9 protein-coding genes are annotated in these 14093 nt (G+C 43.3%); 8 read left to right on the plus strand and 1 reads right to left on the minus strand.

Going from position 1 to position 14093, the window contains the following annotated elements; translation table 11 throughout:
• Positions 1 to 413: 413 nt before the first annotated feature.
• Positions 414 to 1871, plus strand: a complete 1458-nt coding sequence (locus tag Q1Q15_RS17640; protein WP_300462886.1) for a transposase — start codon at positions 414 to 416, stop codon at positions 1869 to 1871.
• Between the two features lie 1257 nt (positions 1872 to 3128).
• Here Q1Q15_RS17640 and Q1Q15_RS17645 read toward each other — a convergent pair.
• Positions 3129 to 3263 carry a hypothetical protein gene (locus tag Q1Q15_RS17645; protein WP_300462889.1) on the minus strand — a complete coding sequence of 45 codons (135 nt, stop codon included), beginning with the start codon at positions 3261 to 3263 and terminating at the stop codon, positions 3129 to 3131.
• 257 nt (positions 3264 to 3520) lie between these two features.
• Here Q1Q15_RS17645 and Q1Q15_RS17650 point away from each other — a divergent pair, with 257 nt between their 5' ends.
• From Q1Q15_RS17650 to Q1Q15_RS17680, 7 genes are all read left to right on the plus strand, one after another.
• Positions 3521 to 3718, plus strand: coding sequence for a hypothetical protein (locus Q1Q15_RS17650; protein ID WP_300462891.1), 198 nt, complete (start codon positions 3521 to 3523; stop codon positions 3716 to 3718).
• A 27-nt stretch (positions 3719 to 3745) separates the two neighbouring features.
• Entirely contained in the window at positions 3746 to 9343 is a 5598-nt protein-coding gene (locus Q1Q15_RS17655; RefSeq protein ID WP_300462894.1) for a type I polyketide synthase, read from the plus strand.
• Positions 9344 to 9407: 64 nt separating this feature from the next.
• Positions 9408 to 9587: a hypothetical protein gene (locus tag Q1Q15_RS17660; protein ID WP_300462897.1), complete on the plus strand. Its 180-nt coding sequence runs from the start codon at positions 9408 to 9410 to the stop codon at positions 9585 to 9587.
• A 131-nt stretch (positions 9588 to 9718) separates the two neighbouring features.
• A complete protein-coding gene (locus Q1Q15_RS17665) occupies positions 9719 to 10759 on the plus strand; it encodes a radical SAM protein (RefSeq protein ID WP_300462900.1) in 1041 nt (346 codons plus the stop codon).
• A 56-nt stretch (positions 10760 to 10815) separates the two neighbouring features.
• A complete protein-coding gene (locus Q1Q15_RS17670) occupies positions 10816 to 12135 on the plus strand; it encodes a nucleotide disphospho-sugar-binding domain-containing protein (protein ID WP_300462902.1) in 1320 nt (439 codons plus the stop codon).
• Positions 12136 to 12167: 32 nt separating this feature from the next.
• Positions 12168 to 12890 carry a nucleotidyltransferase family protein gene (locus Q1Q15_RS17675; protein WP_300462905.1) on the plus strand — a complete coding sequence of 241 codons (723 nt, stop codon included), beginning with the start codon at positions 12168 to 12170 and terminating at the stop codon, positions 12888 to 12890.
• 100 nt (positions 12891 to 12990) lie between these two features.
• Positions 12991 to 13998: a sulfotransferase gene (locus Q1Q15_RS17680; protein ID WP_300462908.1), complete on the plus strand. Its 1008-nt coding sequence runs from the start codon at positions 12991 to 12993 to the stop codon at positions 13996 to 13998.
• The last annotated feature ends 95 nt before the right edge of the window (positions 13999 to 14093 follow it).

The raw sequence follows: 14093 nt of genomic DNA on the forward strand, positions 1-14093 counted from the left end.
AAATTTATTGACTTAATTTTGATCTTTTCCAGTTCCGATTTGAGACGGATTATTTCTTCCCGCTGTTTTTTGTTTTGTTCCTCTAATTCCTGATATTTCTTTCGAAGCTGTTCAAGCGCTCCGATAAGAGCAATCTTGGTCCATTTGAAGAAGGTTTTGATCGTGTCTTTTGTTATCATGCGGTATCCTTATTAGAACAATCTTACATTTTGGGATACCACAGAAATTCATGGCTGTCTATCTTTTTCTGAAATCAGTTTGAACTTACTCCAATTTATCTAAAAACGGGAGTTAAATTCATGCTGTATGGCTTAGGCCATTGCAGGTAATTGATGGCAAAATCTAATTATGATCAAAACGACAGGACCATTCTGACCAGCCCTTTCAAGGTCATACTAGCTGGCATGGATTAATTGATTGAATTGATAAAAACTGTAGACAACGTCACCTCGAAAAGATACAGTAAAAAGGAAAAACTGTATAATATAGAAGGTGCCAGCATCATGTTAGATCCCATTTTTAAACCATTTATTGAGAAAAGCCCCATATCTATTATCGCCCGTGGCCTGCTGGAACATGCACTGAGCACGGACCAACTGGATGACTGGTTCGATTCGACCGCTCAAGAACAATATACAAAAGATCTGTTGTTTTCAACGATCTTCAATCTTATGTGCATGGTGGTCCGCGGCAGTTACCATTCGGTTCATTCAGCCTACCAGGCAACTAAAAAAGACATTAGCGTATCAATCACATCCATTTACAATAAACTCCAAGGAATTGAGCCGGATATATCAGCGGGACTGGTTCGATATGCTGCAGAAAAAATGTCGCCAATCATTGAACAACTTGGCGGTACCGTGTACTCTCCATTGCCCGGCAAAAGAATTAAACAACTTGACGGTAATTGCATCGAGAAAACTGAACATCGAATCCAAGAACTCAGGTCCATTCCAGCAGGTCCACTTCCAGGAAAATCTCTGGTTGTTTATGATCCCGTGTTACGCCTGCCAATTGATGTGTTTCCCTGTGAAGATGGGCATGCTCAAGAGCGTTCATTATTAAGTAAGGTGCTTCAAACCGTTGAAAAAGATGACGTATGGGTTGCAGATCGCAATTTTTGTGTAGTCGATTTTACCTGTGGCATAGCAAATTCAGGAGCAGATTTTATTATCCGCGAACATAAAAATTATCCTTTTGGGCTGATTGGCAAAGAAAAATATATCGGCAAGATAGAAACCGGTTCGGTATATGAGCAGGCCATATTAGTGCGCGGTACAGATAGCAAAGAATATACATTCAGACGTGTCCGGGTGAAACTCAAAAAAAAGACCCGTAACGGTGACGATGAAATATTCATAATATCATCTTTATCAAAGAGTAAGGTAGATGCTAAAAAAATTGCCAGATTATATCGAGATCGCTGGACCATAGAAACGGCTTTTCAATATCTGGAAAAAAATCTGAATTCTGAAATAAATACATTGGGTTATCCCCGGGCTGCATTGTTCGGTTTTTGTATTGCCCTGGTGGCATACTCTATCATGTCTGTAGTATTGGCTGCTATAGGCAGTGTAAATGGAGCTGATTTTGTCGATAAAAATGTATCCGGCTATTACATTGCCAACGAGATATCCGGTGTATATCTTGGAATGATGATAGTAATTGACCACAGCCATTGGAGAGTCTTTCAGCATATGACATCCTCTGAATTAGCCGAGATAGTTAAGGAACTTTCAGCAAAAATTGATCTTGGCACTTTGAAGAAGCACCCCAGAGGCCCGAAAAAGCCGCAACCAAAACGGGTAAGTCACAAAACAAAACCCCATGTTTCCACTGCAAAAATACTTGCCCGGAGGAAAAACAAATGAGTACTACCTTGAAAGGGCTGGACCATTCTGACTTATTCAGGAAACCCTAATTAGGTAATATTTTACCTATAAATATGAAAAATTTTGCCCAAGAATCTAAAAAAAGTTTCCTACCCGTTGTTTTTGAGAAAAATTTATAGGGCACTTCTCTGATTTTCATAAATTATATAGTTCTTTAAATAGCTATAATTTGAGGCGTTTTCTGATTTTCTTTAAAAATCGGCCGGCTGCTATTTTTGCCCAAATGGGTAATCCGGCTATTTTTTAAAAAAGATTAAAAAAAATAACCCTTATTAAATTTTATCCCTTATTCTTTAGGTTTTGATATCTCACTGAGGTGGGGGCGCTTTTTGTCCATTGCCGCAGCAATCAGGATGTCATGGCCGAACACGGGCAGGGGAGGATACATCCTTCATGTGGATGGGATCCTGTGAAGGGGATAGTCCAATCTGTTTTGCGGTTTTGATGGGTTCTCAATTGATTTTAATGCTGCGTTATCGTCAGAACTGAATGGTTTACAAGCTGCTTTTAAAGAGGTAGCGATTTTATCGCATTGATATTGATTCTTTGTTTGAAGAGTTTACCCCTCAAATTTCCACATGGGAAAATTTCCCCCCAGCCCTATAACATTAATCACCTATTGCTGGGACGTAAAGCCACGGGTTATAAATGGTAGCCGGGTTGCTATAAAGGTATAGAATTTGCATGCATTTCGTAAGGGTAAATGTTTTAAATCAGAAGTTTACATTGGTTGCCCTTGTAAGCGACAGGGCGAAGCTATCCTCCCTACTTTCTTCGTTTATATAGAAAGATTCTACTAAAAAAGCAATTATTACAGGAATCACAGGTGAAGATTGAGAGCTTTGCATGATTAGGATATTCTCCAGTTTTAGCATTTTGGGAAAAATTTTTCACAGTTTGGAAGCTGGTGGAGGCGGTCGGGCTATCAAATTTGTCGCTGTGCCAGTGTCTTCTGGCTTGATTTTGCCTCTTTGGGAGGCTGTTTTCCCAGGGTTTCGGTATCCGGGCACACCTATCCACTTAAGCGGGAGTAACATTTAGTATCACATGGTGGATGTCGGAGGAGAAAAATCCAGCGCGGTTACCGACCTGGCCCTCCAAAAACACTATAGTCGTGCAAAGGTCTCACCGGATTCAGGAACCCATGTCACCTCTTTGGCAGGAAAAAACCACTGCCAAGGAAATTCCGGCCCGGCATTCTTATATTTTTTTCCATAGCATCAAACATAAACACACCTACAGTCCCTTCTCCAATGTCTTGCCGGTGAATTCTCCTTTCCCATCTATCTGCCGACGGATATCCAGCAAACTCGTTTCAGGAAGCGGCAAAGAGCGATTCTTTCTCCCCTTTCCATCAAGTATGGTTAACATACCCACATCCAAATTAAAATTATTCCTGATATTCATGCATTCTGTAATCCACACCCGTATAGCATTTGTACAACAAAATCAGAAGGATACCTCAACTTTGAAATAATCAGATCAATCTCTGCCCGGGACAATAAATACAACATGAATATAGGGTTTTCTTTTCGCCCTGACCACCCCGTCAACCTTTCCGAACTCTTTTCCCAGGGCGTGCCGAAAAAAAATAACAACGCATTAAATGACTGATTTTGAGACGAGACATGAAACATGCCGTTCAACGGCAAGATGGGTTAAAAAGTTTTTTCTATAAACAAGACTCTCTTTTTGGACAAAAGGTTGTGCCGATTGGTTATCCAACCACCCTGGACGGACAGCCGACATGTCGTAATATAAAAGGATGCTGTAATAAGCCTGTTTCTGAAAATCCTGGGACTGATTCTTATCCCTCAACTTATTGATAAAACTCGGCAGGCTGTCAGGATTTTTTGGATCTTGTCCCGGTTGCAAAAAATGGACAATTCAACCGCAAACCGCCCAAATCAAACGGCTTCGAAAAATGTGGACAGTTAACCGCCAGAACCGAATTACTCAAAAGAACGGCTGAGAAAAGTAGGTGTCACTTGAAAGAAAAAAACTTCAAATCTGATATCGCAATTATCGGAATGGCCTGTGTTTTTCCAGGCGCACCCGATTTGTTCACGTTTTGGCAAAATATCATACATAAGATCGATTGCATATCGGATGCCCCCGAAGACTGGTCTTTCCCAGGACTTTCGGATGCGGACAACCCCGAAATTTATTGCAAAAAGGGAGGGTTTCTTCAAGAAAAGGAGAAACAGTTCGATCCCTTGGAATTCGGTGTAATCCCTTCGGGATTGGAAGGAGCTGAACCAGACCAATTCCTGGCCATCAAAATTGCCAGCCAAGCCTTGGCAGATGCAGGGTATCTCGAAATCAACCCACATAGAAAGGACTCGGCCGTTATCCTGGGGAGGGGATCGTATGTCAATGCAGGGTTGATGAACCTTGTTCAGCATGGATGGGTTGTCGACCAAACCATTGACATCATCAAAAAAGTTCAACCGAATTTTACAACAGAAGAGTTGAGGGGAATCAAAGAGGGCCTGATACAAAGCTTGCCAGCGTTCAAAGGCGAAACCGTACCGGGACTTGTTCCCAACATTGCAGCAGGCCGTATCGCTAACCGGCTTGACCTGATGGGTCCGAGCTACCTCGTGGACGCAGCTTGCTCATCATCAATGCTCGCAGTGGAAGACGGTGTTCGGATGCTTCGATTGGGCGAATGCGAGATAGCCCTTGTAGGCGGTATGCAGGGAGGCAACACCGCATTATCCTATCGAATGTTTTGTCTGATTAACGCAATGTCCAAAAGTGGTCGAATCAGACCCTTCGATGAAAAGGCTGACGGCACAATTCTCGGAGAAGGTTTAGGCATGGTGGTTCTAAAACGTCGAGCGGACGCAGAGCGTGATCAGGATCGTATTTACGCTTTAATCAAAGCAGTGGGGACGGCTAGCGATGGGCGTGCCCTGGGATTATTGGCGCCAAGACCCGATGGGGCGGCACTTTGTCTGAAGCGTGCCTATGACCGTGCAAATATACAACCGGACACCGTAGGCTTGATCGAAGCCCACGGGACCGGTACGCCGGTTGGCGATGTGGCGGAACTGGATGCACTCCAACGGATATTTGGCAAACGCGAAAAACGTTTGCCCAGCATCGCCATCGGATCCGTCAAATCAATGATCGGTCATAGCTTGGGAGCAGCCGGCATAGCCGGTTTAATCAAGACGGCACTGGCGGTATACAACAAGGTATTGCCGCCCACTTTGAATTGTAGCCACCCCATTCTTGAAGCCCATTTGGGAAATAGCCCCTTTTATATCAACACGAAAACACGACCATGGGTTCATGGCCATACCGAACCGCGTCGCGCAGGTATCAATGCGTTCGGATTCGGAGGGACCAACGCTCATATCATCCTTGAAGAAGCCCAGCCATTATCACCTGAGAGCCAGGGAAGCTGTCAACACATTTGGGATTCAGAGGTTTTCATTTTTCAAGGTGAAAGCCGGGCAGACCTCATTGCACATCTTCGAAAGATAAGCACAATGCTTGATCTCCAGCCTTCCATTAATTTAAAGGATCTGGCCTACACACTCTGCTGCCCGCTGCAACGTAAGCCCTATTCTTTGTCTATCGTAGCGAAGTCTTTCAAGGACCTGGCCGAAAAACTGTCTCGGGCCCTCGACCGATTGAAAGATGATCAATGCCTGAAAATAAAGGATCGTAAAGGCATCTATTTCTTTGAAAAAAGATTGTTGCCCCATGGAAAAATGGCATTTATGTTTCCCGGTGAAGGATCCCAGTACACGAACATGCTTGCCGAATTGTGCATTCACTTTCCCGAGGTCCGAACCCGTTTCGATCTGATGGACCGCTTTTTTATCAATCATTCTCGTGGCTATGTACCAAGCGATTTCATCTATCCACCGCCACTTTTACTATCACAGGAAAAAAAGGATCTTGACGACAAAATTTGGCAAATGGACAGTGCAATCGAATCGGTCCTTACTGCCAATGACGCTTTGTATCACCTGATGCAGTTACTCAATATTTCTCCGGACGTTATGGTAGGTCATAGTACAGGAGAGTATTCTGCCATGCGGATAGCCGGCATGTTTGACCTATTGGATGCGTCGGATGACGGTGGGCGTGTTGAGCAACTGAACCGCCGGCATGAATCCTTGGCAGCTTCTGGAAAGATTCCAAAAGCAAGCCTTCTCAGCATCGGAGCCCCCCCAAAAGATATCGAGAAACTGATTCGTGAATTGGATGTACCGATTTTTATCGGAATGAAGAATTGTATTCACCAGACGGTGGTTGTTGGTGCAGAGCCGGAAATGAAACGCTTCATAGGCGTCCTTCAGAAAAAAGGTCTGATTTATCAGCACCTGCCCTTCGATCGGCCCTACCACACACCACTATTCGAAGCCTATACCGGAGGCATACGAGATCTATTCAAGGCAGAGGCAATGTCTCCGCCCAACCTGCCGGTTTATAGTTGCACCGTATGTGCACCGTATTCAGCGCATCCACCCGAAATCGCAAAATTGGCCGTTGACCACTGGGTTCGGCCGGTGGATTTTCTTCAGACGATAGAAACCATGTATGATGACGGTGTTCGCGTGTTTGTGGAAATCGGACCTAGGGGCATGCTCACCAGTTTTGTGGATGATTGCCTCAGGGGGCGTGATTATCTCGCTGTTGCAACGAATTTAGAAGCGCGTTCAGATATCGAACAACTCAATCATGCTGTTGGCATGTTGGCTGCCCAGGGGTTGGACATGAATCTTTTACCACTGTTTCAACGCCGGCAGCCTACAACAATCTCCATTGAGGGAAAAAACAACTCAGATGCCGCTACGGCCTCCTCCGGTCGGCATACGGCTTTGTCTCTAACCCTTCCTAAGATGGATATCGCCCCCCATCAGATTCCCTCGCACAAAAAAGCCCCAACCACTCCAAGGAAAACTGCTCTTGACTTATCTCATACAACAAATTCGGACGGTAAAGAGCAGCCGGTGCCGCCCACATTGGAAAAGTCCAACATCTTCGCAAGTTCTTTCGGGATTGATCCCCCGACAGCCGATGCTTCGCTTCATGCCTATCTGAATACAATGGAGCAATTCCTGGACACGCAGCGGGATGTGATGAGAGCTTATCTGGGGACAAAAGGCCCAAAGAACCAAGTTACCCCGGAAAGCCAGCAAGAAGATTGGAGTTCCACAGGGCCGGAAGCCAAAACTAGAGCATCATCTGCCAATGTAGAGATAGCTCCGGATCAAGACCTTCACAAGCCTTTTAAAAAAGAGAATGCATCCATTGGGAAAGCTGAAATTGGCGCCGTAGAGGAAAAAGAACAGATCCTATCAGGCCCGCCCAGTAAAGAGTCACCCTACAAAAAAATGAACAAAGACGAGGTGATGGAAAATTTTCTCACGATCATCAGCGACAAAACAGGATATCCCCCGGAGGCACTCGAACCTTCACTGGATTTGGAGGCGGATCTGGGCATTGATTCGATAAAACGCGTTGAAATTTTCACCAAACTCGAAGAAATCTTTCCTGATTTAATGTTTGAGGATCCTCAGCAGCTTGCGACGCTGAAAACCCTGGATGCCATCTTAGACCATTTGGTCACACCGCCTGAAATCGGTAATACCGTTCAAGCCGGTGGGGGTGAAGCTCCAGCGCAATCTTCAAATACAATGTTGCTGCCGGCCTCCTTACCGCCACTAATTCACACCATTATTGATTTTATACCGGGGAAAACCGCCGTCTTAGAAACCCGAATCGATATAGAAGAGCATCATTACCTCCATCATCACAGCCTAATTCCCCCGTTATCCAATGGAGATGGGTGGCAGCGTGAGCTCCCGGTAATGCCCTTAACGATCACCATGGAAATGCTGGCGGAAGCCGGTGCAGTGCTTATGCCGGGAAAAATTGTGGTCGGCATGGAGAACCTGCGCGGATACCGATGGATGGTTGTCCAAGATCGCGCAGTGGATATCCGGCTGGAGGCGCGATGCAAACCCAGCTCAACATCAACCGTCGACGTTCAACTGTTCAATCAAAGTGAGCGGGACACATCAAATACCAGCCCAGTGGCTGAAGCGACAATACGATTCGCCGATTTCTATCCTGCGCCACCTGAAACACCTGAAACAACTGAATTCAGCCTAATGGATGCCAGACCGTCCTCTTGGCAGTCGGACAAACTCTATCGCAACGGCATGTTTCACGGCCCCCTCTGGCAGGGGGTTAAAACGATGGATCAATGGGCAAAAAATGGTTGTATCTCCACGTTCAAGGTTTTACCAACTTCTGAATTTCTAAAATCAACCCCCGATGCTGACTTTCTAACCGACCCGATCATTCTCGATGCAGCCGGTCAAGCGGTTGGTTTTTGGGCTCAGGAAGGACTGCCAGACAGCGTGATCGTTTTTCCAAATGGTGCCAAGGCACTGCACATCTATCGCCCTGCACCACCGGTCGGACAACGTGTCACCTGTCAAGCCCGTATTCAAAAAGAGGGGAATCACCACCTGGTATCGGATATTCGCATGGTCGATGAAAACGGCCGGCTCTGGATGCTTTTGGAGGGATGGGCGGACAAACGTTTTCATCTGCCACACGAGGTCCACGGCCTGTGGATGTCCCCCCTTGAAACAATAGCCAGCAAACCGGCTAACGAACTGACAGTAACGTCGAGCAATGGCAATGTGACGGCCCAAATCCGTAATAAAGCACTGTTCGACCGCGATGAAATTTTCTGGAACCAACTTTTTACAAAACTTATTTTAACGCCGAAGGAGCAGGATCAGGTCAACCAGCTAAATCTGTCACCTCGACAACTCACCGGATGGTTGTGCGAACGCATGGTAGCCAAGGATGCGGTTCGGCAATTGGTTCGACAAAAATACGGAAAAACATTTGATCCCGGAAATATCGAGATCAATGAATCTGAATCAGGTCAAACTGGTGTTGCATCAATCCGATCCCCACAAAACGCCTATTCGGTATTCGTGTGCAGCACAACCACTGACGGGATCGTCGCTGCCGTGGCTGAAAGTGCCAAGGAGAAACCAGACATGGGCATCAACATCCTTAAAAAAGACGGGTTATCCGATGACAGATTCACCAAGCTGTCCGGTGAAGATGGTTTTGATATCAGCCACCTGGAAGAAGAAACCAGACGAGATTGGTGGGCCCGTATTACAACGGCAAAAAACGCGGCACGAAATGCCTTCGACCGACAACTTCAAATCGATGAGGGGCAACTCTCCGTGCAGAACATCAACGTTGAAAATGGACTGGTGGTCCTTCGCGTCACGCAGGCGACCAATATCCCTTTGCATACGGAATCAACAAACACAATACCGGTGGCAACCGCTTCATATGGCGATTTCATCATCGCGTATGCCTGCATTCGGCCGCCTTCAACAAAACGACCAGCATGTCAGCAGGCCGTCTCGACAGAGAGAGAAGAATCTTGACCGGTGTTTCCAAAGTCAATGTGTGTACATCCCAAGTACCGTTTATAAAAACGGAGAAAACAAAATGATAATCAAACACGAACAGATATTTGAAGAAATCCACGGCATTTTAAAAAAAATGGATGACGATTTGATTCTCTCTTATGAAATTCTTCCTAATTCACGCTTGATTGAAGACCTTGGGTTTGAATCCATCGATATCGTCATTTTGTGTACCACCATCGAAACCCACTTCCAACAATAATTCCCTTTCTCACTGTTTCTTGCTGAAGTTGGACAGCGTTATGAACGAGATATTCGAGTCCAAGAGCTTGTTGACATAGTGTCTCAATATTTCAATAAGGATGAGAGCCGATCCGAAAAAAGGATGACGGAATGAAATTCAAAAAAAAATTTGATGAGCTGAGCCCCTTTAAAATTATACATCATAATATTGATCAGAAATTTCCCATTCATGTAGAAATCGATCCAACCTCAACTTGTCAGCAAGATTGTATTCGATGCTCGTACAAACAGAACATTGATGGCAAACGCGATTATATCATCCATAAACAAAATGCCAGACTCCCATATGATAAATTTTTAGATTTAATTGACGAATTGAAAACAATCGGTATTAAGGCGATTACACTTTCCGGAGGAGGAGAACCGTTAATTTATCCAAAGATTGAATCGATCATTGACCACATTTTAACTTCAGGGATCCAGATAGGTGTCATTACAAATCTTTCCACAAAAATTGATACCGGCCTGCTTTCGAAAGCAATTTGGGTCAGAGTTAGTTTGGATGCCGCAAGTCATAAAATCTACGAAACAGTTCACCGTCCCAAAAACCAGAATGCCTTCTCTTTGGTATGTGAAAACATCAGCTCGATCATCAAAAAGAATGACTCGATTGATTTGGGTGTCAACTTTCTTATTCAGCCGGAAAATTATTCGGAGATATACGATGCTGCTCGATTAGTAAAAAAATTAGGGGCAAAGTATATCCGCTTTGCTCCGGTCATCGCAACGGATCACATTGACTATGAGCAATTATTTGGTGAGTGTGATTCTCTTTTACAGAAAAGTTTAAGTTTAATCGATGATCAGTTTCATGTTTTTATTACGAAGGAACGGTTCAACTCGCTGAAAAAAAATAAAAAAAATTATTCGTATTGTTACAAACAAAAAATCCATCCATTGATTGGAGCGGATGGGAATATTTATCCATGCTGTTTGTTGAAATATTATGATCGCCACATTCTTGGCAGCATTTTGAACGATACATTCGTCAATGTATGGCAAGGAGAAAAAAGAAAAGATTGGTTGAGCAAATTAGATGTCGACCTTTGCCCTCCTTGCTGGTTCGATGAAACCAATCTTTTTATCGAATATTTACTCACAAACAACCCAAGCCACGTGAATTTTGTTTAGAGTGATAAAGTTTATTTATCTACCAATCAAAAATTTTTGATGGCATGGAATCGATTATGTCAAAATATCTAATCACATGTTATCCAATTGCAGGACATCTTCATCCGAATATCGCATTGGCGCAGGAATTGGTTTCGCGCGGCCATGAAGTGGCCGTATACTCCGGAGACAACGCAAAGAAAACGCTGGCCTCGGTTGAATTGAAGCATTTTTACTACCATAAAAAGATGAATGAGATCATCAACTCAGTTCTATTGCCCTTGCCCTCCAAAGATACTGTAACTTCCGATATTTCAACAGATCGATTCCCCCTTCTACACCTCAAGCAAATTAATAAAAAACTTCAGCGTTGGTTTATAGAGACGATCCCTTATCAGGTTGATGATATTACCCAAATTATAGATGAATGGTCGCCTGATGCAATTGTATCGGATATAGCACTTTTTGGACCGACACTATTTTTGTCTGAGATGGTATCTATTCCAACAGCAATTTTTTGCGTAATTCCTGCTTGTTCTATTCCGGGGCCGGATGCGCCGACATGGGGAAGAGGATTGCCACTGCCGAACTCTTTCATTTCTCGCCTGAGATCTTTGTTAGAAAAAAAAATAAAACACTTTGCTTTAACCGGGTTTAAAAATGAACTGAACAAAATGCGTTCCAGATACGGGTTACCACCCATTTATGTACCAGCAATGGAATATGTTAGACGGTTACCACTATACATGGTTGTCGGTACTCCGGAATTAGACTATTCCAGACGAGATCTGCCCAAATCAGTCCATTATGTAGGGCCGTGTCTATGGCACCGCCCAAATAATGAGCTGCCTCCATCTTGGATTTCTACCTTATCTAAAGAGCAGCCGATCATATATGCTACTGAAGGAACTATTCATGTAAAAAAGCCTTTTTTATTAGAAGCCACATCTGCTGCCTTGGCAGGTGAAAAATTAAAACTGATAATGACAACAGGAAAACATCGTGCTCCTAAAGATATCAAAACGGATCCTGGCTCGACGAATATTCGGATAGAGCAATATGTTGCACATGGAGATCTTTTCCCCTTCGTAGATATCGTCATTACAACAGGTGGTACGGGAACGATACTCTCGGCCCTGCTTTTAGGGATCCCGCTCATCGTTGTTCCCACAGGATGGGATCTTCCGGAAAATGCGCAAAGAGTGGTCGAGGCTGGTGTCGGGATAAGGATTGAACCGGAAAAGTGTACAATAAAGCGCCTTCGATCCGCTGTATTTGAGATACTCGATAATCCTAAATTCCGCTTAAATGCAAAAAAAATAGGCAACGCCCTGGCTAAAAGGGGCGGGCCTGGACGTGGAGGGGATTTATTAGAAAAAATGGTGAAAAATAGTTAATCCATATACTCAATAAGAATCGGAGAAATTACATGAAGGCTTTAATCTTGGCAGGGGGTAGAGGGAGGAGACTTAAAGAAGTAACAAACGAATGTAACAAATCCATGTATAATTTTCATAAACAACCATTAATCGAATACAGTCTTAATAATTCTATTCGTGCAGGAGTCGATGAAATCATAGTTGTCGTTAGTTATAAAGCAGAGCAGATCATCAATCGATACGGTAATAAATTCAACGGCACACCAATTAAATATGTTATACAATGGGAACGGAAAGGTGTCGTTCACGCCATCGAGTGTAGCAGGGAAACAATTGAAGGTTCGAATTTTATGCTTTTTCTGGCCGATGAAATATTGATTGACCCCAAGCATAAAGAATTTTTCACTTTTTTCAACACCGAGGAACTATTTGCATCATGTGGTGTGGTCTGGGTTAACAAAATTGATAGGATTAAAAACACCTACAGTGTGATTTATGATGAAAATAGCCAACGAATTTACCGCTTGATAGAGAAACCAAAGAACCCTTTCAATCAGATGATGGGTACAGGAAATTGTGTCTTCAAAAATGAGATTTTTGATTACATCGAATCAACACCAATTAACCAACAAAGAAAAGAAAAGGAATTACCAGATATGATTCAATGTGCAATCGACGATGGAAAACCCGTTAAATTTTTTGATATTGGTGGTGACTATATCAATGTTAACAACAATCAAGACTTGATGCATCTTGAATTGATATCTTCTTAATTCAGTAAAGAATAAACATATAACGAACAACTGCACGTTAATAAGCACAGACTCAGAATAAAACTTGCTTGCTTCAAAACAATGAGGGATACAAACATTCATGAATCGTGAAAACCGGAACTTAGATAGAAAATGGATCTCAAAGCTGAAACATGCAGAAATCCAACCTGTCTTCATCATGGGAGATCATCGGACCGGCACAACGATCTTAACGAAACTACTGCAAGCAACACAATGCTTTAATACGATATCGGTTTATCATGTGCTCAATTCCAATCGTCTTCTTCATAATTATGAAACACAAACGGTTGATGAAGAGAAGAATAAACTTTCCAAGCTATTTATTAAAAAAGGATTACAACAAAGAGGCATTGACACAATTCGTATTACCCCGGACACACCGGAAGAATATAGTTTCATCTTTGAAAAGACAGGTTATCGGCCACAATTGAATCCGAATAATCGCGTTGACTTATTGACATTGTGCAAAAAAGTCGCCTTCACTGGTGCTGCTGACCGGCCCGTACTACTCAAAAACCCTTGGGATTATCTTAATTTTATGTATGTAAAAGAAGCTTTCCCGAACAGTCGCTTTATATTTATACACAGGCACCCCATTCGTACCGCGAACTCTCAGCTTAAGGCTACACGGGCAATCTTCGACAAACGGAATGAATACATTGCTTTAGTCGTGGGCTGGTATGACAAATTATTTCATCAACCAATTCGACGGTATTTTTTTAAACTCATGTTTTCATCACTATTTGATTTGGGGCTTCGAATTACACTTAAACACATCTGCAAAGCGAACAAATACTACCTGTCTAATATCTCAAAACTGCCAACACCTGACTACACGAATATTTGCTATGAGAATTTATGCGCCACGCCTGAAAAAATAGTCGGTGGGATCTTGAATTGGCTTCAGTTAAACCAACGAACCCATGTTTCTTTCGGGGATTATATAATGAGTCGCAATGGACCGTTGTTACCGGACATTAAAAAAAAACATAAAAAAATATGTCAGAAAACAAAAATTTATTTAAACGAATTCGGTTATAATTGCCATGATCCCTTATCAATGCCGGCCGATAAAGAATGCAAATAGTTCTTCCATCCCATAATAACAGGATTTACCTCCGCTAGTAACCTCTGTCAGCGTTATAGATGCCCTGTGTTTTACACTAGTAACGTATTCTGTCC

Source organism: Desulfobacula sp. (genome assembly GCF_030145145.1).
Classification (GTDB): domain Bacteria; phylum Desulfobacterota; class Desulfobacteria; order Desulfobacterales; family Desulfobacteraceae; genus Desulfobacula.